Genomic DNA, 19,467 nt, shown 5'->3' on the forward strand with positions numbered 1-19,467 from the left:
ATGAAGATTGAAAAACAACTGCAACAGGTTTTGACTGCTTCACGAACACTGAACCTGGTGGAAAATGAAACGATTAATAAGGTTTTGCTTGAACTGGCTGATGAGGCAGAAAAAAATACGAATTTTATTCTGGCCGAAAACGAAAAAGATTTGAGCCGGATGGAGCCGGAAGACCCGAAGTTCGACCGGTTGAAACTTTCCAAAGAACGGATCAAAGGGATTGCATCGGATATTCGCAATGTGGCTGGTTTGGAAAGTCCGGTGGGAAAAGTATTGAAAGAAACTGTTCGGCCCAACGGACTGAAAATAAGCAAAGTGACCGTTCCTTTTGGGGTGATCGGTATCATTTACGAAGCCCGCCCTAATGTAACTTTTGATGTTTTTTCGCTTTGCCTGAAATCAGGAAATGCATGCGTGTTGAAAGGCGGAAGCGATGCCATTTATTCCAACACCGCCATCGTTTCCATTATTCAGAACGTACTTAAAAACAATAACCTCGACGAAAATACAGTGGCGCTTTTGCCTGCCGGTCGCGAAGAAACCAACGAAATGCTGCGGGCGCATGGTTACATCGATTTAATTATTCCGCGCGGCAGTCAGGGACTTATCAACTTTGTACGCGAAAATGCCACCATTCCTGTGATTGAAACCGGCGCCGGCATTTGCCATACCTATTTCGATGAGTTTGGCGATGCTGAAAAAGGCCGCGAAATTATTTTCAACGCCAAAACACGCCGTCCTTCGGTGTGCAATGCGCTGGATTGCCTTGTCATTCATCAGAGCCGGCTGGATGAACTGCCGGCATTTGGCCAGCGTTTGGCCGAGTCGGAAGTAATCATTTGCGCCGATGAAAAAGCTTACGAAAAGCTGAACGGAAATTATCCGGGAAACCTGCTGTTCCCGGCTACTGAAGAATCGTTTGGCACAGAATTTCTTTCGCTGAAAATGGCAGTTAAAACGGTGGAGTCGTTTGATGAGGCGCTGGAACAAATCAACAAAAACAGTTCAAAACATAGCGAAGCCATTATTTCTGAAAACCGGGAGCACATTGAAAAGTTCCAAAAACTGGTGGATGCATCTTCGGTGTATTCAAATACTTCAACTGCTTATACCGACGGTGCGCAGTTTGGGCTCGGTGCCGAAATCGGTATCAGCACCCAAAAACTGCATGCACGTGGTCCAATGGCACTGGAAGAACTCACCAGTTACAAATGGATTATCGAAGGCGACGGCCAGGTGAGGCCGAAATAGTCGATCAGAAATTGTATATTTGTTTAAATTAGAATAATATGGAAGCTGACATTTTAATACATAAATTTCAAGATTTGCCCAAAAGTGCAAAAAAAGAATTATTGGATTTTCTGGACTTTTTATCATCTAAATATGAAATGAAAAAAAAAGAAGGAAATGAATGTTTTTCTTTTGACTGGAGTGGTGGATTGAAAGATTTAGATGATACATCGGTAGGATTACAACATAAAGCAAATCAATGGAGGTAAAGTATTTGATAGATACTAATATTTTCCTTGAGATTCTTTTAAACCAGGAAAAGAATGAAATATGTAAAACATATTTGAATGACTCGATTGGAAAAATTTGCATGTCGGATTTCTCGTTATATTCAATTGGAGTTATTCTTTTCAGAAATAAAAAAAATAAATTGTTTAAAGATTTTATCAATGATGTTTTGCCTAAGGTTAAACTTGTGACTTTGCAATCAAAAGATTATTACGAGGTAGCAGATATTGCAAATCAATTTAATCTTGATTTTGATGATGCCTACCAGGTAGCTGTTGCAAAAAGTTTAAATCTGTCAGTTTCAACTATGGATAAAGATTTTACCAATGTTGAGCAATTCTGCAAAATCAATTTTGTATAATAAAAATTACCAGGAAAAGAATATCTCCATTTGTTTTCCAAACTTAATTATCCATCATCAATTCAGTTATTGATTTATAGTAAAAATAAAATGAAACACTTCACTTCAGTAAAAGATATTCCCGATTTAAAAAAGGCGGTAGAAACTGCCTTGGAAATCAAAAAGAACCGGTTTGACTACAAGCATTTTGGGAAAAATAAAACAATGGTTTTGATATTCTTCAACCCCAGTTTGCGTACCCGTCTGAGCACTCAGAAGGCGGCCATGAATTTGGGCATGAATACCATGGTGATGAACGTTAGCGAAGACGGCTGGCAGTTGGAATCGGAATTGGGCGTTGTAATGGACAGCGATAAACCGGAGCACCTGAAGGAAGCCATCCCGGTTATTGGTAAATACTGCGATGTGATTGGCGTGCGCTCATTTGCAAGATTTCAGAATAAGGAAGATGATTACGCTGAAAAAATATTGAATCAGTTTATTGACTATGCCGGCGTTCCGGTGGTGAGTATGGAGGGCGCAACCCGCCATCCGCTGCAAAGTTATGCCGATTTGGTGACCATCGAGGAGTTTAAAACAAAGGAACGCCCCAAAGTAGTGCTTACCTGGGCTCCGCACCCGCGGGCATTACCGCAGGCTGTGGCCAATTCCTTCGTGGAATGGATGCGCGAAACCGATTACGAACTGGTGGTCACCCATCCAGAAGGTTACGAACTGGCGCCGGAATTTATGGGCGATGTGAAAGTGGAATACGACCAGAAAAAGGCGTTTGAAAATGCCGATTTTATTTACGCCAAAAACTGGGCTTCATACACCAATTACGGACAAATTCTTTCCAAAGATTTTGGCTGGACAGTAAACGAAGAAAAAATGGCGTTGACAAGCAACGGTAAATTTATGCACTGCCTTCCCGTGCGCCGCAATGTAGTGGTTTCCGATGATGTGCTCGACAGTTCTTCTTCTATAGTCGTCGAACAGGCAGCCAACCGCGAAATCACGGCGCAGGCCGTTTTGAAAATGATTTTGGAAGAGACTTCGTGATTGAAATAAGTTTGTAATACTAGGTTTGAAGTTTAAATTACATTGTCATTTCGACGAAGAATGAGGAGAAATCTTTTTATATGAAAACAGATTTCTCATCTTCGTGCCTCAGATTCGAAATGACATATAAATTCAAGCTTTCATGGGTAAAATATAACAATGAACCAAAAAATTGAAATAATCCCCGCCATCGATATTATTGGCGGGAAATGTGTCCGGCTGTCGCAGGGTGATTATGAACGCAAAACCGTTTACAACGAAAATCCGCTCGAAGTGGCAAGCATGTTTGAGTCTGCCGGAATCAGCAGGTTGCACCTCGTTGATTTGGACGGCGCCAAAGCCAAACACATTGTGAACTACAAAGTACTGGAACAGATTGCTTCTAAAACAAAATTAATCATTGATTTTGGTGGTGGACTGAAATCGGACGAAGACCTGAAAATTGCTTTTGAATCGGGAGCTGCCATGGTAACCGGCGGAAGTATTGCCGTAAAAGAGCCGGAACTATTTTTGAGCTGGCTCGAAAAATTTGGCAGCGAAAAAATCATTCTGGGTGCCGACGCCAAAGACGGAAAAATCGCTGTAAGCGGTTGGCAGGAAAGTACTGAATTTCCTGTGGTAGAATTCATTACTGAGTTTCATCAAAAAGGAATTTCCAAAGTTATTTCCACCGATATCAGCCGCGACGGAATGCTCACCGGGCCGGCGCTTGAACTGTACGCTGAAATTATGGAAACTTTGCCTGACGTTGAAATTATTGCCAGCGGCGGCATTGCTTCAATGGATGATATTTATAAACTGGGCGAAATGAGCGTTCCGGGAGTGATCACCGGGAAAGCCATTTACGAAGGAAAAATCAGTTTGAAAGAAATAGAGCATTATAACCTTCGAAGCACATAATGTGAAAATATAACTAAAAATGGTTATATTTTTATTTATAACCTTAAATGGTTATATTTGTCACGTGAATAAGAAAAAACAAATAGCGGTTATAACAGGAGATATTGTAAATTCATCTGTGCTGAATGAAGATCAAAAAAAGGTCATTCAGAATAAAATTGAAGGAATAAAAAATGAAGGGATTCTCCTGAAGCCAAGATTTTACAGGGGCGATAGTTTTCAGTTGGCTGCAAAACCCATCGTTGCGTTAAAACTTGCACTTAAATTCAGGCTTGAAGTAAAGCGTTGGCAAGAGCGGAACGATGTAAGAATATCGATTGGAATTGGCGAAGTTTCATCCTGGAATGAAGATGTGCTTCTTTCAAACGGCCCCGCTTTCGAGCGGTCGGGTAAAAATTTGGACGGGCTTAAAAAAAAGGATCTCAATATTATTATCGTGTCAGGTAGCCGGGAGTTGGATCGGGAGTTGGAAACCTATTGTTACATGGCCGATTTGTTGGTGCAGGATCTCACTTCTGTACAGGCAAATGTTATTTTTTATAAATTAGACGGCACCCCGCAAGGGAAGATTGGCGAAATACTCCACATTTCGCAGCCGGCGGTAAGCAAAACATTAAAAGCTGCTAACTGGAAAGCCATTGAAAAATTTATAAAAAGGTATGCGCAAATAATAGAGAAAAATTATGGAATTTCTGCATAGTGTTTTTTTGCCCATGTTAGCCGGCCACCTCATTGCCGATTTCTGGCTGCAACCTGACACATGGGTACAACATAAAAGGAAAAACGGCTGGAAGTCGGGAAAGCTGATTTTACATTCCGGGCTTGCTTCGCTTCTTCCTGTGCTATTTACATTTCACTTAAACTTGTGGTGGTTTTTTCCGGTTATTTTTGTGCTGCATTTCATAACTGACATTTTTAAATCGAAACTGCCGAATACGATTTCGACTTTTCTGGCTGACCAGCTTTTACATATTGCCGTGCTCTGGGGTTTAGCTGTTTTTGTAACAGATTTAACCATTTCTGAAAATGCGGTGATATTTTGGATTTATGCTGCCGGGTTCGTCTTGGTTACCAATCCGACTGGAATTTTTACAGGCATGTTTTTAAATGCTGTAATTCCGAATAAGAATAAGAAAGAAAAACCTGATGTTTCAGCATGGATTGGTATCCTGGAACGAATACTTATCCTGATTTTTATTTTAGCCGGCCAATTTGCTGCCATTGGATTTCTTATTGCGGCAAAATCCATTTTCAGGTTTAACAATACCCGTGAAGAAGGGAATAAAAAAGCCGAATATTTTCTGTTGGGAACCTTACTTTCGTTTACACTGGCGATAGTTGTGGGATTGCTAATCAACTGGTTATTGTCATCCGGGAAAATACTTTAAACATTAAACTCAGAACTGTTTTATGCTAGCAAAAAGAATTATACCGTGTCTCGATATCCGTAACGGACAAACCGTTAAGGGGATAAATTTTGTGGACATCAAAGAAGTGGGAGACCCGGTGGAACTGGGTGCCAAATATGCTGCCGACGGTGCCGACGAACTGGTTTTCCTCGACATCACGGCCACACATGAAGGTCGCAAAACCTTTGTGGAACTGGTGAAACGAATTGCCGCTCATTTGAATATTCCATTTACTGTTGGTGGTGGAATTAGCGAATTAAGCGATGCCGACAAACTGCTCAGCGCCGGTGCCGATAAAATTTCAATCAACTCTTCGGCAGTGCGAAATCCGCAGTTGATTGACGATCTTGCAAAAAGTTTCGGCAGCCAGTTTGTAGTGGTGGCCATTGATGCACGAGGTAATGAAAACAACCACTGGACGGTTACTGTGAATGGCGGCCGTATTCCAACCGAAAAAGAGCTGTTTTCGTGGGCAAAAGAAGCCGAAGACCGCGGTGCCGGCGAAATTCTTTTTACCTCCATGAACCACGACGGAACCAAAAACGGCTTTGCCAACGAACAACTTTCCCAACTTGCCGACTCATTGAAAATTCCCATCATCGCCTCAGGCGGTGCCGGTACTGAAGAACATTTTGTTGATGTGTTCACCAAAGGGAAAGCTGATGCCGGATTGGCAGCCAGTATTTTTCATTACAACGAAATTCCCATTCCCGAGTTGAAAAACTACCTAAGAGAAAAAGGAATTGTAGTGCGATAAAATTAGAATCGTTAAATTCGCGCCAAAATTTATACAAATGAATCCATTTTCAGAAATTGAACAAATCGACTTTAGTAAGCTGAACGGACTGGTTCCGGCAGTTATTCAGGATAATTCAACCCAAAAAGTTTTGATGGTGGGCTTTATGAACAAAGAAGCCCTTAAAAAAACGCAGGAAACCGGAAAAGTAACTTTTTTCAGCCGAACCAAAAACAGGTTGTGGACCAAGGGAGAAGAGTCGGGGAATTTCCTGAACGTAGTTTCCATGTTGGTTGACTGCGATAACGACACGTTGCTGATAAAGGCAAATCCCGTTGGGCCGGTTTGCCATACCGGTGCCGATACCTGCTTTTTTGAAACAAACAAAGAATCCGGAATCGGTTTTCTGAGTTATTTGCAGGATTTTATCGACAAGCGCAAACAGGAAATGCCCGAAGGTTCTTACACCACTTCACTTTTTAAAGAGGGAACTTCCAAAATTTCGCAAAAAGTGGGAGAGGAAGCAGTAGAAACAATTATTGGTGCTATGGCCAACGACGACGAAAATTTTATTTACGAAGCCGGCGATTTGGTGTACCACTTAATTGTCCTGTTATCGCACAAAGGTTATCGCATTGATGATGTGGTCAAGGAACTGCAAAAGCGGCATTCCTGATTTTAAAATTATTCTTCTGCCAACGCAGACATTAGCGTTTATTGTTTCTCAGTAAGATATTTCCAAAACCTCCGGGGCATGTGCTGACGCTGCAACCGGAGGTTTTTTCTTTCTCAATGTTGCTGATATTTTGCAAAAGTTTAATTTGAAAATTAGCAGGGTTGTAGTAACTTGTATAAAAATCAATAACCTGATGTCGATTTTTAAACCATTTTGCAAGGGCATCTCCATTACCTTATTTTTTCTGGCTTTAATCTTTTTTACCAAGGCAGGAAAATGTGGCATTCCGGAAACAGGAAAGATAAACATACAGATCATCGACTCCCTTTTTGCCTTATCCTCATCGAATATTAGCATCAATAACCAAATAGCCCTTTTGTATGCTGAAAAGGGGAAAGAACTTTTAGATGAAATTGAATATGCGCAGGGTGAGCAAAAATACTTTTTCATAAAAGCACAAATTGCGTATTACGATGATCGATACGAAGAAGCCCTCGCATATCTCGATTCCCTTGGCAGAATCCTTTCACCGGATATTGCCTCACTTGATTTGGGCAGATATTATTCATTAAAGGCGCTGGTAAATACTTACCTCGGATATCATGAGTTAGCCATAGAAATGAACCTGAGAGCCATTTCGGTTTACGAAAAGCTTTCCGATTTTTCCGGAATGTCGGTTTGCTACAACGCCATTGGACTAACCTATCTGAACCAGGGTAACAACGAATTGGCAGAACGGTATTTAGATGGAGCGTTTGACATCAATCAAAAAACTTCTGATAAAAAAGCCTTTGGCATGATCCTGATAAACAAAGGAAACTTGAAGATTGCGCAAGACAGTCTGGACGCGGCAATGGAATTATTCTCGAATGCGTATGATTTGTATCTTGAATTGGGCGACCTGAGAAGAATTGCAATTTCACTTTATAATATTGCCAAGGTACAGTCAAAGGTTGGGGAATTTACCGATGCCATTGCCAAATTGGATGAATCGCTGGATATTTTTTACAAGCTGGATGAAAAATACGGGCAGGCCATGGTTTATGGGTTGAAAAGCGAAATTTATAATAAAACAGGTGATTACAACCATGCCATTAAATATGGCGAAATAGCGCTGGAGATTTCAACCCATATTAACAGCCAGATACTTCAAAATGAAACATATTTGCAACTTTCACAGGCGCATAAAAACAATGGCGATTATTTTAAAGCGCTCGGTTTTTATGAGGACTATCATAATACGAAAGCTGATTTGGACATAAAAAACAATGCCAAAAGGATTGCTGAAATTGAATACCAGGCTCAACTTTCGGCCAACGAAAAAGATATTCAGTTGCTCCATCAGCGAAACAGGGCCAGAACCTTGCAGGTGTATATTCTCATCGTTTTTTCCAGTATGATTCTCCTTTCAACTCTGGGGTTAATACTGTTTTTAAGATTGAAAAACAAAAACCTGCGGCAAAAGCAGGAGATTCTTGAAAAGAAGAATCACCTTATCGATTTGGAAAACAAAGTGTTTGAAAAAGACAAGAAGATGCTTGAAAATGACCTCGAGTTAAAAAACAAAGAGCTGGCAAGCCGGGCGCTGGCATTAATTCAACTTAATGAAACGCTGAAAAATATCAGTATAAGAATGAATGAATTTCCATCGGATGCTTCTGGCGGACGAAAACAAATAAAGGCCATTTTGCAAGAAATTCAACTGGTTACGCACCACAATATCTGGGAAGAATTTGATCTTGCCTTCAATAATGTGTATAATCTTTTTTATGAAAAACTATTCGAAATATGCCCCAACCTTTCGGCTACCGAAATTAAAATAGCGGCTTTGCTGAAACTGAATCTCTCCACCAAGGAAATTGCTGCTATCTCTTTTAAATCAGAAAGTTCCATTAAAACTGCCCGGCACCGGTTACGCCAAAAACTTAACATGGGCGAAAACGATAACCTGGTGGCATTTTTGCTGAAACTTTAATTCCATGCCAAACAATTCGGGCAAATTTTTTTTGCAACTTTTTGTAACCTCTCCCTAAACCTTTTGTAACCCTTTTTATTGAGCCGGTTTCATCAACTTGCCTTAAACTTGTTTATCGAAAAAACAGCGATGAGCAGGAAGAGAGAAAGAAAAAAAAAGGTGAGCGAAGATGAGGAACTTTTTGAAAAACTCGAGACCCAGAATAAGGCCTTACAAAAAATCCTCAGAAAGCTAAAAATCAGAAATGATGAACAAAATTTTGACAATAGAAACAAAAATCAATAACCTTAAAATTGTAGTGAAATGAAAAAAATTTTCTTAGTTAGTTTTGGATTGGCTTTTATCATCAGCCAGTTAATGGCACAGGTGCCACAGTGTATAAATTACCAGACTGTTGTTCGCAACAGTTCGGGCCAGTTGGTTAAAGAACAGGTGGTTAGCCTGAAATTCTCTGTTCGCATGAATTCTGTTTCGGGACAGGAAGTTTATTCTGAAAAACATGCAAAAACAACCAATCAGTTTGGAATTGTTAACCTGCATATAGGAAAAGGAACAGTTTTATCCGGAAATTTTGAAACGATAGACTGGGGTGCTGGCAAAATGTTTTTAAAAACTTTTCTCGACTTGAGCGGGGGCGACAATTTTACCGAAATGGGAGCCGCTGAAATGGTTTCGGTTCCGTATGCGCTACACGCAGGTTCCATTTATGTAAATTATTCAAACGACACGCTTTATATTGGAGACCAGGCGATTTATCTGCCCTCGGGAAATGGCGGAACCACTGGCAATACCGTAACCGATTACGATGGGAATGTTTATGGAACAGTTACCATTGGCACCCAAACGTGGCTGGCTGAAAACCTGAAATCGATACATTATACCGACGGAACTGCCATCAGCGGGGTTTTTGATTACGATAATAACGCCTCGCTTACCGGTGAATACGGAAAACTTTATACCTGGGAAGCGGTAATGCGCAGAGCCTCGTCAAGTTCGGCAGTACCAAGTGGCGTGCAGGGGGTTTGCCCAACCGGTTATCACGTGCCCAGTCATACAGAATGGGAAACACTATACAATTACGTGAAAAACCATTATGAAGTGGGTGGCTCACTAATCGGACAGAAATTAAAAGAAACTGGCACTGCACACTGGGAAACCAATAATGGTACCAACGAAACAGGGTTTACAGCAGTAGGTTCCGGCGAAATGTTTTTGAATGGTGGAGAACCCGATTTTCAACACATGAAAGAAGCAGGCGATTTATGGTCAACAACACAATTTGCTTCAAACCCTGACCAGGCTTTGGAATTCAGGATTTATGATTCAGGTTCGATTATGGTTCAAACCAATACAGTGAAAAATAAAGATGGCGGACTTGCAGTAAGGTGCATAAAAGACTAAACCAATAGTTATGAAACGACTTTTGATTTTTAATTTAATTTTTTTGATTGGCCCGGTCATTCTTTTAGCCCAGCCAACCATTACAAATATGTTGAACCTTGAAACAGGCGACAAATATTGGAGGAATATAATCGAAACCGAAGAAGAAATTGTTCCTGCGGAGGGTCTAAACCTGACCTGGGATTATTCCAACACTACTGGAATACTTATCGGAGGAGATCCCGGCGTATGTGTCGCTCCCTCTGAAACGCCATTTGCTGATTCGGCGGCTGTTTTAGCCAGTAATTTTGCTGTTATGACTTATGACCCGGAGGAAACCGGGGGAGTTAAAGTCTATGATTTTGGAATAGTTGAAAATAATCGTGTTGTAAACTTAGCCATTGCCCTTACCAATGCATCGGCTGTTACTTACAGCAAATATGTAAATCCGGATACCGTTTTACTTTTGCCTTTTTCTTATGGAAATGAATTTGACAGTTCATCTGAAATATGGGGGGCAACAAATAAAACCAGCCCTTATGAATACAAGGATGTTGCTGTAAAGAAAACCAAAGCGGTTGGCTATGGAACGGTTAAAACCCCGGCAGGTGTTTTTGAAAATGCGTTGATGGTAAAATCGGACATTACATCAAGTATGTTTTACAATGATGGAACACTTGGAGGCCAGAATTTAAAAACAACGGAATATGTGTGGTATGTGCCGGGAATTAAAATTTCGGTGTTGTCTGTTTTTATATTTGATGAAGAGGTTGGAGGAACGATATCCTATACGGCAAAAACCGAGTTTGCCAGCGGCGGAATTGATGATGGAGGTAACGGTAACGGTGGGGATGACAACGGAGACGACGATAACGGAGGCAATGGCGACGACGATGAAGAACCCTACGACCCGGCAGGGGGATGGCTGAATGTTTGCGGTTCTGCCGGTGAATATTTTGGAAAAAGTACCGGCTCGCTAAGCTGGACGGTGGGTGAGGCAGTCATCGAAACGCTTGAGGGGGCATCGCACTTTTTTACCCAGGGATTTGGGCAACCTGAAGAGCGAATTACGGCAGCAGAAGTACTGAAGAAAGGAGATAAAACTCTGGTTTATCCCAATCCATTCAAAGCAAAGTTGAACATCCACATAGAAGACTTTAGTGAATCCGTTTTTGGAACCGTTTACTCTAAAACCGGTCAGGCGATTAAAAATTTTAAACTGAACGATCCGGTTTCAGAATTGCACTTAAATGACCTAAAACCGGGAATGTATTTTATCCGGTTGATAAAAGATAATCCGGAAACATTCATTGTTGTAAAGCAATAGTATTTTTTCCCGGTGACTCTGACTTTTATTTTATTGTTTCTCCGTAAGATATTTCCAAAACCTCCGGGGCATGTGCTGACGCTGCAACCGGAGGTTTTTTCTTTCTTTTATGTTGATATTTTCGAAATACGATTTCCAAAGTGTTTGATAAAATGCATCGCTTTCATTCAACACATTTTCACTCACCTGTCCTGTATTCCTGTTCATTTCCCGGCTGGTGAGCACGACTTCTTCCACCGTTTTTTTATTCCAGAACGCACCGTAGTTCCGATGGAGATCATATAGCAGCCAGTTTTGGTCGGCAAAGCGGTTTTGAAAATGGTTTATAACCAACGGTAATACATCGTATTGCGGTTCGATACCACAAAAGTAGAGCCCGTCTTTTGTCTGCTGAAACCGCACGAACTGCATCATCCGCATGGCTTCTTTTTTTACCTTGCGGGAGGTTTGTACAATTTCCATTATATCGGGGTCGCCAAAATCGGTTTCAATATTTTCTTTTTCGCTGAATAACCTGCGGGCAAATCGCAAAATTTTAATTTCAATTTCTTCCTCTTCCGAAAGAAATGCGTGGTAGGGTAGTTGTTTGTTTTTTGCTGACAGTTTGTTTTGAATTCCTTTCCAAACGCGGCTGGCTTTTTCGGAGTCAGATTTTATTTTGATGGTATCATCAAACAGATTTTCTGGTTGTTTCCCTTCAGGTTGTATAGTATTGGGAAACTGTTTGCGGCTGTATGCTTCAAAAATGCAGGTGAGCAAGCCTTCAAAAGTATTATCGTAAACAAAAATCGGCATTTTGCACTCTCAGATGATTATTTTAATTCTCAGTGCTGCAACTGTAAAGTAGCTAAAGCCGGCTGGTAATTCGCAAATAAACTAAGTTGTGTATCCTGCGCTTTTTTTCGCTTTGAAGTACTCCCGGCAAGTAACATTCTTTTCAGGTTTTCAGGTGGCAAATCGGATCTCAGGGCAGCCGGTAATTCGTTGGTTTTAATAAAGTATTTGGCCCGTTTTAGAACCACTCCAATTTTTTTAAGGTGGTAAAAAGTGAGTTTGCGGTGGCGGCGCGCCTGAATAATTCGCTGTGCTGATTGCACACCCACTCCGGGAATGCGTAGGATCATTTCATAATCCGCTGTGTTAACGTCAATAGGATAGAGGTGCAGGTTGCGAAGTGCATATCCCAGCTTAGGATCCACTTCTAAATCGAGAAAGGGCTGATCATCGCTTAAAATTTCTTCAGCCCTGAAACGGTAAAAACGCATCAGCCAGTCACTTTGGTATAGCCGGTTTTCACGTACAAGCGGCGGCTTGTCAATAGCCGGCAGCCGTTTGTCGTAATCGTTAACCGGCAGGTAGCCCGAGTAGTAAACCCGCTTCAGTTTTTGGGTTTGGTATAATTTTGACGAGAGTAAAATGATTTGCCTGTCGGTTTCGGGGGTCGCGCCCACAATAAGCTGCGTGCTCTGTCCGGCCGGGGCAAAGGTGGGCGCCTTTCTGTATTTTCTGCGTTCTTCTTTGCTGGTTAAAATTGAATTTCTGATTTGTTCCATTGGAGTCATTATTCCCGGAAAGTTTTTCTCGGGTGCCAGTTTTTTCAGATTCGGTTCGGTGGGGATTTCAATGTTTACACTCAGCCGGTCGGCAAAAAGCCCTGCTTGGCTAACCAGCTCTTCACTTGCGCCGGGAATGGTTTTCATGTGAATGTAGCCGTTGAATTTTTCTTCCAGCCTGAGTTTGCGTACTACCTGCACCATTCGTTCCATTGTGTAGTCGGGGCTTTTTATCACCCCCGAACTCAGGAACAATCCCTCGATATAATTTCTGCGGTAAAACCCAATGGTAAGCTGCACAATTTCATCAACTGTAAATGTAGCTCGCGGGCGGTCGTTGCTACGGCGATTGATGCAGTAGGCACAATCGTAAATGCAGTAATTGGTCATTAATATTTTAAACAGGCTGACGCAGCGGCCATCTTCGGTAAAACTATGGCAAATCCCACACGAAACACTGCTCCCAATTCCTTTGGAGGCATTGGGCCGGTTGCTGCCGCTCGAAGCACATGAAACATCGTACTTGGCTGCATCGGCCAGAATTGTTAATTTTTGCTGTACTCTATCTTTGCTCATCTGTTGACTAAATTATAATCAAATTATCTGCTACAATTTAACCAAATGTGTATAAAAAGAACTATTTCTTATAGATTATTTTCATGAAAGCCGTAATTTCCTGCCTCATAAATACCATACATCATTTGGAACTGAGTCTTAACATTTTCGTACATTTGAGAAAAACGGAACTGAGTTATGCACGAGGCACTTTTTTACGAGAAGCTGGAGAATAACGAAGTAAAATGTTCGCTTTGCCCGTGGTATTGTTACTTAAAACCGGGGCAAACAGGCGTTTGCAAAGTTCGCGAAAATGTAAACGGGCGACTGTTTACTCATGTGTACAATAAAGTGGCAGCCCTGGGAACTGATCCGATTGAGAAAAAACCGCTTTATCATTTTTACCCGGGTAAAAACATACTTTCAATTGGTGAAGTCGGCTGCAATATGCATTGCAGTTTTTGTCAGAATCACCAAATCTCGCAGTGTCGTGCAACTGACTTCAAGGGGTTCCACAATATCAGTCCTGAACAAATTGTAAACGAAGCGCTGAAAACCTGGCAAAATATTGGTATTGCCTACACTTACAACGAGCCGTTTACTTTTTATGAATTTATGCTCGACACCGCCCGACTTGCGCAAACCAGCAATTTGAAAAATGTAGTGGTTACCAACGGGTACATTAACCCGGAACCATTGAGCCAGGCACTTCCTTACCTCGATGCATTCAATATTGATTTGAAAGGATTTAACAACAGTTTTTACAAAAAATACGCAAAGGCAAAACTGGATCCGGTTCTGAAAACAATTAAAATGATTGCTCAAAGTGGCAGTCATCTTGAAATTACCAACCTGGTTATTACCGGGTTGAACGACGATGAAGATGAATTTGAAGCAATGCTTAAATGGATTGCCGAAAATGCAGGTAAGGATACACCACTTCATCTCTCGCGATATTTCCCAAATTATAAGTTGAATGCGCCACCAACTTCGGTGGATAAATTGAGAAGCTTCTATAATTTGGCCAAAAAATACCTGAACCACGTTTATCTCGGCAACATAAGTGATGAAATGCGCTCTTCAACTTTTTGCCCGAAATGCGGTAAGCTGTTGATCCGAAGAAATTACTATACTACTATTGTTGAGCCTGGATTCAAAGACAGATGCCCGGAATGCGCCACTTTGGTTAATGTTGTTGGCTGAACGCAATCAGTTGCAGAAATAATTTCTCCGAATTTACAGCGCTTAAAATTTATCCTGTTCAGTGTAATGCATTTTACCTTAATTTTCGTATCTTTTTATCTGAAAAATAAAAATCTTTAAATTTTTTCCTAATGATGACTTATGAAGATTTTACAGGACAGCCTGAATTTCAGGAAATGCTGAAAGAGGCAGAAAAGCTGAAGGGCAAAGTTTTTTCAGATATAATTGACAGCGAAGGTCGGCAGTATGTCGATTTGGTGCAGGAGGGCGGCGGTGTTCTTGGGATTGCACTGGTAGGGTACACCTACATTCTGGAAACGGCAGGAATTCGTTTTTTTAACCTGGCCGGAACATCGGCAGGTGCAATTAACACGCTGGTGCTGGCGGGAATCGACTCCATTGAAAAAAGTAAATCGCAACAGGTACTCGATGTACTTGCCAGGCAAGATCTTTTTGAATTTGTGGATGGCGACCCGGTGCTGAAAGGAATTATGCAAAAAGTAATCGACGGCACTCCCATAAAAAAAATGTGGTGGAAGTTGCTTTGGAACATTAAAAAAATTAAAAAAGCATTGTTTGTGAACCTGGGACTGAATCCCGGCAAAGCGTTTGAAAAGTGGATTGAAGAAGTGTTGAAAGAATCTCCCAACCAAATAACAACTATTGGCCAACTGAAAGAAAAACGGGACAAAAAACATTTTCCAGGAGGGTTAAAACACCGTGTTTCGGGAGATCCTCTTACTGATGAAATGGCCCGGATTCACATTATTGCCGCCGATGTTACCACTCAAACAAAAGTGTTGTTCCCCGAAATGGGGCATTTGTACTGGGGAGATAAAATGAATGAAGTTTCTCCGGCAAAAATGGTGCGTGCTTCCATGTCGGTACCATTCTTTTTCATTCCGCTTGAAATTGGCAACCTGCCTGGCAGCGGCGAACCTGCAAGTAATGAGTGGCAGCAACTTGCCAATTACCACGGGCACATTCCCGACAAAGTGAAATTTGTTGACGGGGGAATGATTTCCAATTTTCCCATTAATGTCTTTCATTTTAAACCCGGCGCAATTCCGCGTAAACCAACTTTTGGCGTAAAACTGAGTTCGTACCGCCAGGAGTGTGCAGAGGTGGATGATTTTGGGAGTTTTGCCGGCGCTATGATTAGTACCATGCGCCACGATGCCGACAATGAATTTTTAATTCAAAACCCCGACTTTGAGAAACTGATTTGCTTTATTGATGCCGACAAAGATTTTAACTGGCTCAATTTTAAAATGAGCGACCAAAAGAAAAAGAAACTGTTCTTGCTGGGAGCCCGAAAAGGACTCGAATTCATTCAAAAATTTGACTGGGAGAATTATAAAAAAATCCGGGCAAAGCGTTAAATTTACTGGATGAAGCTATTTAAACCAGAAATTTTCCAGGGGAATTTCAGGAAGAAAAAATATTTTGAAGGTTGGTATTTCAAACATGTTTCTGAAAACAGGAAGCATGTATTTTCATTTATTCCGGGAATTTCGCTCACTCCAAATGACAAGCACGCTTTTATTCAGTTTATCGATGGCATTAACGGCCAAACTGAATATATCCGTTTTCCGCTTGAAGCGTTTAATTTTTCAGATGAAAAACTGGAGTTGTGGATTGGCGATAACTGGTTTTCTGCCGATGGAATCAGTCTCGATATTAAAACAAAAATCTTCAGGGCTTATGGAGAAATTGAATATTCAGGAATGATAAAATACCCCAAAACACTTTTGTCACCCGGTATAATGGGTTGGTATTCTTATATCCCGTTTATGGAGTGCAAACACGGAATCGTGTCGGTTTTGCACCAGCTAAAAGGTTCTTTAAGGCTGAATCATTACGAAACCCATTTTTCAGGCGGGAAAGGCTACATTGAAAAAGACTGGGGAACTTCTTTTCCCGAATCATGGATTTGGCTGCACAGCAATACTTTTAGCGAGCCCGACTGTTCATTTACTTTTTCGGTAGCTAAAATTCCATGGATGGGCAGTTTTTTCATCGGGCACATTTGTTTCCTTTACATTAAGGGGCAGTTTTACATTTTTGCCACATACAATAATTCGAAAATTAATAAACTTGGTTTCGCAAATAAAACGCTGGAAATTGAATTAAGAAGGAAAAATCTGATGTTGAAAATCAAGGCCGTTCAGAAACAATCCGGAAGCCTGAAAGCGCCTGTAACCGGAGAAATGAGCAGAATGATAAAGGAAAGTATTGACTCGGAAATTGAAATTACTCTAACGAATGAAAAGGGTAGTTTGCTGCATGCATTAAAAGGCGAAAGGGCAGGGATGGAAATTATTGAAAAAATATTGACCTATTTTTAAATATCGCTAAATCAATAATTTTCGTTTACTTTGAAACCCGAAAAGTAACCGGTATTTTAACGGCCGGTGAATTACGTAAAAATGCACTTTAACAATGAAATTTTCTGAATTAGGAGTACATAACGATATACTCGATGCCATTTCGTATATGGGGTTCGAAAAAACCACCCCGATACAGGAACAGGCCATACCCAAAATTTTAAACCAAAAAGATTTAATCGCCTGTGCGCAAACAGGCACCGGCAAAACGGCTGCTTTTATTATTCCTGTACTGGATTTGATTCTGGATCAACCCTCAGGCGAAACATCAACCCTCATTTTGGTTCCCACCCGCGAACTGGCCGTGCAAATCGACCAGCAGGTGCAAGGAATCGCCTATGGTCTGGGAATACATTCAATTGCTATTTATGGCGGCAGCGATGGCGATGACTGGGGCCAGCAAAAAAAGGCGCTCACACAGGGAGCCGATATGGTAATTGCCACTCCGGGAAAGCTCATTGCCCACCTGAATATGGGCTATGTGAAATTCGATACCATTAAATATCTTATTCTTGATGAGGCCGACCGTATGCTGGATATCGGTTTTTACGAAGACATCATAAAAATTATTTCATACCTGCCCAAAGAGCGCCAAACGCTCATGTTCAGCGCAACTATGGCACCCAAAATCAGGACACTCGCCTCCAAAATTTTGGTGGATCCGGATGAAATTAACATTTCAATGTCGAAACCGGCCGAGGGTGTATTGCAGGCGGTTTACCTGTGTTACGATAATCAGAAGATTGATCTCATCAATCATCTCATTTCCGAAAATCCGGAATATAACAGCATCCTGATTTTTTGTTCCACGAAAAGAAAAGTTACCGAACTCGCCGCTTCGCTGAAGAAAAATAAATTTTCAGCCGAACCAATTTCTTCCGATTTGGAACAATCCGACCGCGAAAAAGTCCTCCAGGCCTTTAAAGCGCGGCGCACACGCATTTTGGTTGCTACCGATGTGCTAAGCCGCGGAATTGATATTAAGGAAATCAATCTCATAATTAATTTTGATGTGCCGCACGATGCAGAAGATTATGTTCACCGTGTAGGACGCACTGCCCGTGCTGATGCTACCGGAGTGGCATTAACACTGGTAAACGACAAGGAGATGGGGCAGTTCTCGCAGATTGAAAAGCTGATTGAGCGTGAAGTCATAAAACTGCCGCTACCTGAAGGAATGGGTAAAGGCCCGGAATGGAAGAGCTACTCTCCGGCTAGGAATAAAGGAGGCAAAAGATTTAAAAATAAAGGAAAGGGGAATAATCCTTCCAAAAAGTTTTCGAAAAGGAATTCTAAAAAATAAAACCAGTGCAGTTCGCCAGACTAATTGCTTTGGTTGAAATGTTTTTATTGCCCCGAATCAAATTATTGCGTACCTTTTTCATTCAAATTTTTGTGTTTTGATAATGAAATCAAAAAAAATGAACAGATGAAGGCTGGTACATTTATTCTGGTAGTGTTTTTTGTTTTAACCCTGGATATTGCTGTTTTTGCACAGCCTGTAGAAAAGGATACTTCTGTTATCAGAATTGAGACGAGCGACGGGAATGAATTTGTTGGGAAAATTATCTCCGAAGATTCGTTGAGAATTTATTTTTCAACAAAAAATTTGGGTGAAATTCCAATTCTGAAGAAAGACATTAAATTACGTGAAAGAGTCAATGTTCAGCAAATCAGGGATGGCGAAATCTGGTTTCCCAATCCTCAATCTACCAGGTATTTCTGGTCGCCCAACGGATACGGACTAAAAAAGGGAGAAGGGTATTATCAAAATATCTGGGTGCTCTGGAACCAGTTTGCTTATGGTGTTACTGATAATTTTTCGTTTGGAGGTGGCGTTATACCGCTTTTCTTTTTTGGTGGTGCGCCAACACCGGTATTTATCAGCCCGAAATTTTCTTTCCCGGTTGAAAAAGATAAATTTAATTTGGGGGCAGGAGTTCTGGCAGGTACTATTTTGGGTGAATCCGAAACGTCTTTTGGTATTGTTTACGGTGTGTCAACTTTCGGAACCCCCGACAACAATGTGAGTTTTGGACTGGGTTATGGATTTGCAGGCGGTAGTTGGGCATCTTCGCCTATGGTTAATTTTAATGGTATGTTCAGGCTTTCCAATCGCTGGTATTTCATTACAGAAAATTACTATGTGAATACTGGCGGAGAAGGAACCGGAATATTAACATTGGGTAGCCGCTGGATTATTAAAAAAGCAGCCCTCGATTTCGGGCTGGTGATGCCGGTGCAGTCAGGTATTGGTTTTATTGGTATTCCATGGCTTGGATTCACTGTTCCTTTTGGAAAAGCTTTGGAACAGTAATTCTGCAACTCGCAAAAAAATAGTTTTTCATTATAACAATACTTCGTTAAAAATGTGGATAACTATTTGAAAATGAGCAAAATAAACCATCGGAATATTTGATTAAACCCCTGATAATCAGTATCTTAA

General features: G+C 41.1%; 19 protein-coding genes and 1 pseudogene. 17 read left to right on the forward strand and 3 right to left on the reverse strand.

The window, feature by feature from the left end:
• From BUC07_RS14795 to hisIE, 9 genes are all read left to right on the forward strand, one after another.
• Window positions 1-1,251 carry a glutamate-5-semialdehyde dehydrogenase gene (locus BUC07_RS14795; RefSeq protein ID WP_073171108.1) on the forward strand — a complete coding sequence of 417 codons (1,251 nt, stop codon included), beginning with the start codon at window positions 1-3 and terminating at the stop codon, window positions 1,249-1,251.
• 38 nt (window positions 1,252-1,289) lie between these two features.
• Window positions 1,290-1,499, forward strand: coding sequence for a DUF2281 domain-containing protein (locus BUC07_RS14800; protein ID WP_073171112.1), 210 nt, complete (start codon window positions 1,290-1,292; stop codon window positions 1,497-1,499).
• Complete coding sequence (locus BUC07_RS14805) at window positions 1,490-1,879, forward strand: type II toxin-antitoxin system VapC family toxin (RefSeq protein ID WP_073171115.1); 390 nt, start codon at window positions 1,490-1,492, stop codon at window positions 1,877-1,879. The genes BUC07_RS14800 and BUC07_RS14805 overlap by 10 nt, the downstream gene beginning before the upstream one ends.
• A 90-nt stretch (window positions 1,880-1,969) precedes the next feature.
• Window positions 1,970-2,920: an N-acetylornithine carbamoyltransferase gene (locus tag BUC07_RS14810; protein ID WP_073171181.1), complete on the forward strand. Its 951-nt coding sequence runs from the start codon at window positions 1,970-1,972 to the stop codon at window positions 2,918-2,920.
• Between the two features lie 159 nt (window positions 2,921-3,079).
• A complete protein-coding gene (hisA, locus tag BUC07_RS14815; RefSeq protein ID WP_073171117.1) occupies window positions 3,080-3,820 on the forward strand; it encodes a 1-(5-phosphoribosyl)-5-[(5-phosphoribosylamino)methylideneamino]imidazole-4-carboxamide isomerase in 741 nt (246 codons plus the stop codon).
• A gap of 19 nt (window positions 3,821-3,839) precedes the next feature.
• Entirely contained in the window at window positions 3,840-4,520 is a 681-nt protein-coding gene (locus tag BUC07_RS14820; RefSeq protein WP_139279605.1) for a hypothetical protein, read from the forward strand.
• Window positions 4,504-5,208: a DUF3307 domain-containing protein gene (locus BUC07_RS14825; RefSeq protein WP_073171123.1), complete on the forward strand. Its 705-nt coding sequence runs from the start codon at window positions 4,504-4,506 to the stop codon at window positions 5,206-5,208. The genes BUC07_RS14820 and BUC07_RS14825 overlap by 17 nt, the downstream gene beginning before the upstream one ends.
• Before the next feature lie 22 nt (window positions 5,209-5,230).
• Window positions 5,231-5,986: an imidazole glycerol phosphate synthase subunit HisF gene (gene hisF / locus BUC07_RS14830; protein WP_073171125.1), complete on the forward strand. Its 756-nt coding sequence runs from the start codon at window positions 5,231-5,233 to the stop codon at window positions 5,984-5,986.
• Between the two features lie 37 nt (window positions 5,987-6,023).
• A complete protein-coding gene (gene hisIE, locus BUC07_RS14835; RefSeq protein WP_073171128.1) occupies window positions 6,024-6,641 on the forward strand; it encodes a bifunctional phosphoribosyl-AMP cyclohydrolase/phosphoribosyl-ATP diphosphatase HisIE in 618 nt (205 codons plus the stop codon).
• 38 nt (window positions 6,642-6,679) lie between these two features.
• Here the strand turns inward: hisIE and BUC07_RS21675 are convergent.
• A pseudogene (locus BUC07_RS21675) lies at window positions 6,680-6,748 on the reverse strand (DUF4130 domain-containing protein); the annotation flags it as partial.
• Between the two features lie 86 nt (window positions 6,749-6,834).
• Here BUC07_RS21675 and BUC07_RS14845 point away from each other — a divergent pair.
• The 3 genes from BUC07_RS14845 to BUC07_RS14855 all read left to right on the forward strand — a co-directional run bounded on the left by BUC07_RS14845 (window position 6,835) and on the right by BUC07_RS14855 (window position 11,323).
• Window positions 6,835-8,616 (forward strand): tetratricopeptide repeat protein, encoded by a 1,782-nt coding sequence (locus tag BUC07_RS14845; RefSeq protein WP_083578281.1) that lies wholly within the window; start codon window positions 6,835-6,837, stop codon window positions 8,614-8,616.
• A 303-nt stretch (window positions 8,617-8,919) separates the two neighbouring features.
• On the forward strand, window positions 8,920-10,017 hold the full coding sequence (locus tag BUC07_RS14850) for a fibrobacter succinogenes major paralogous domain-containing protein (protein ID WP_073171137.1): 1,098 nt from the start codon (window positions 8,920-8,922) through the stop codon (window positions 10,015-10,017).
• Window positions 10,018-10,027: 10 nt separating this feature from the next.
• Window positions 10,028-11,323, forward strand: a complete 1,296-nt coding sequence (locus BUC07_RS14855; RefSeq protein ID WP_073171140.1) for a T9SS type A sorting domain-containing protein — start codon at window positions 10,028-10,030, stop codon at window positions 11,321-11,323.
• A 30-nt stretch (window positions 11,324-11,353) separates the two neighbouring features.
• Here BUC07_RS14855 and BUC07_RS14860 read toward each other — a convergent pair whose 3' ends face one another.
• Window positions 11,354-12,118 (reverse strand): TIGR03915 family putative DNA repair protein, encoded by a 765-nt coding sequence (locus BUC07_RS14860; protein ID WP_073171143.1) that lies wholly within the window; start codon window positions 12,116-12,118, stop codon window positions 11,354-11,356.
• Between the two features lie 29 nt (window positions 12,119-12,147).
• Window positions 12,148-13,452 (reverse strand): putative DNA modification/repair radical SAM protein, encoded by a 1,305-nt coding sequence (locus tag BUC07_RS14865; protein WP_073171146.1) that lies wholly within the window; start codon window positions 13,450-13,452, stop codon window positions 12,148-12,150.
• Window positions 13,453-13,629: 177 nt separating this feature from the next.
• Between BUC07_RS14865 and amrS the strand changes: the two genes are divergently transcribed.
• The 5 genes from amrS (at window position 13,630) to BUC07_RS14890 (ending at window position 19,338) form a co-directional block, all read left to right on the forward strand.
• Window positions 13,630-14,634: an AmmeMemoRadiSam system radical SAM enzyme gene (amrS, locus tag BUC07_RS14870; protein ID WP_073171149.1), complete on the forward strand. Its 1,005-nt coding sequence runs from the start codon at window positions 13,630-13,632 to the stop codon at window positions 14,632-14,634.
• A gap of 131 nt (window positions 14,635-14,765) precedes the next feature.
• Window positions 14,766-16,016, forward strand: coding sequence for a patatin-like phospholipase family protein (locus BUC07_RS14875; RefSeq protein ID WP_083578282.1), 1,251 nt, complete (start codon window positions 14,766-14,768; stop codon window positions 16,014-16,016).
• Between the two features lie 9 nt (window positions 16,017-16,025).
• The gene (locus BUC07_RS14880; RefSeq protein ID WP_083578283.1) at window positions 16,026-16,982 is read left to right on the forward strand and encodes a tocopherol cyclase family protein; all 957 of its coding nucleotides are present in this window, start codon (window positions 16,026-16,028) and stop codon (window positions 16,980-16,982) included.
• Window positions 16,983-17,076: 94 nt separating this feature from the next.
• On the forward strand, window positions 17,077-18,324 hold the full coding sequence (locus tag BUC07_RS14885) for a DEAD/DEAH box helicase (RefSeq protein ID WP_073171153.1): 1,248 nt from the start codon (window positions 17,077-17,079) through the stop codon (window positions 18,322-18,324).
• Between the two features lie 126 nt (window positions 18,325-18,450).
• A complete protein-coding gene (locus tag BUC07_RS14890; protein WP_073171187.1) occupies window positions 18,451-19,338 on the forward strand; it encodes a hypothetical protein in 888 nt (295 codons plus the stop codon).
• The last annotated feature ends 129 nt before the right edge of the window (window positions 19,339-19,467 follow it).

Origin of the sequence: Tangfeifania diversioriginum (assembly GCF_900141875.1) — a bacterium.
In the GTDB taxonomy this organism is placed as follows: domain Bacteria; phylum Bacteroidota; class Bacteroidia; order Bacteroidales; family Prolixibacteraceae; genus Tangfeifania; species Tangfeifania diversioriginum.

Coding starts and splice junctions, on each gene's coding strand:
- BUC07_RS14865 (WP_073171146.1), bottom strand. CDS start 13,452: ATGAGCAAAGATAGAGTACAGCAAAAATTAACAATTCTGGCCGATGCA.
- BUC07_RS14820 (WP_139279605.1), top strand. CDS start 3,840: ATGGTTATATTTTTATTTATAACCTTAAATGGTTATATTTGTCACGTG.
- BUC07_RS14805 (WP_073171115.1), top strand. CDS start 1,490: ATGGAGGTAAAGTATTTGATAGATACTAATATTTTCCTTGAGATTCTT.
- hisIE (WP_073171128.1), top strand. CDS start 6,024: ATGAATCCATTTTCAGAAATTGAACAAATCGACTTTAGTAAGCTGAAC.
- BUC07_RS14800 (WP_073171112.1), top strand. CDS start 1,290: ATGGAAGCTGACATTTTAATACATAAATTTCAAGATTTGCCCAAAAGT.
- BUC07_RS14850 (WP_073171137.1), top strand. CDS start 8,920: ATGAAAAAAATTTTCTTAGTTAGTTTTGGATTGGCTTTTATCATCAGC.
- BUC07_RS14795 (WP_073171108.1), top strand. CDS start 1: ATGAAGATTGAAAAACAACTGCAACAGGTTTTGACTGCTTCACGAACA.
- BUC07_RS14825 (WP_073171123.1), top strand. CDS start 4,504: ATGGAATTTCTGCATAGTGTTTTTTTGCCCATGTTAGCCGGCCACCTC.
- BUC07_RS14885 (WP_073171153.1), top strand. CDS start 17,077: ATGAAATTTTCTGAATTAGGAGTACATAACGATATACTCGATGCCATT.
- hisF (WP_073171125.1), top strand. CDS start 5,231: ATGCTAGCAAAAAGAATTATACCGTGTCTCGATATCCGTAACGGACAA.
- BUC07_RS14890 (WP_073171187.1), top strand. CDS start 18,451: ATGAAGGCTGGTACATTTATTCTGGTAGTGTTTTTTGTTTTAACCCTG.
- BUC07_RS14880 (WP_083578283.1), top strand. CDS start 16,026: ATGAAGCTATTTAAACCAGAAATTTTCCAGGGGAATTTCAGGAAGAAA.
- BUC07_RS14810 (WP_073171181.1), top strand. CDS start 1,970: ATGAAACACTTCACTTCAGTAAAAGATATTCCCGATTTAAAAAAGGCG.
- hisA (WP_073171117.1), top strand. CDS start 3,080: ATGAACCAAAAAATTGAAATAATCCCCGCCATCGATATTATTGGCGGG.
- amrS (WP_073171149.1), top strand. CDS start 13,630: ATGCACGAGGCACTTTTTTACGAGAAGCTGGAGAATAACGAAGTAAAA.
- BUC07_RS14875 (WP_083578282.1), top strand. CDS start 14,766: ATGATGACTTATGAAGATTTTACAGGACAGCCTGAATTTCAGGAAATG.
- BUC07_RS14855 (WP_073171140.1), top strand. CDS start 10,028: ATGAAACGACTTTTGATTTTTAATTTAATTTTTTTGATTGGCCCGGTC.
- BUC07_RS14860 (WP_073171143.1), bottom strand. CDS start 12,118: ATGCCGATTTTTGTTTACGATAATACTTTTGAAGGCTTGCTCACCTGC.
- BUC07_RS14845 (WP_083578281.1), top strand. CDS start 6,835: ATGTCGATTTTTAAACCATTTTGCAAGGGCATCTCCATTACCTTATTT.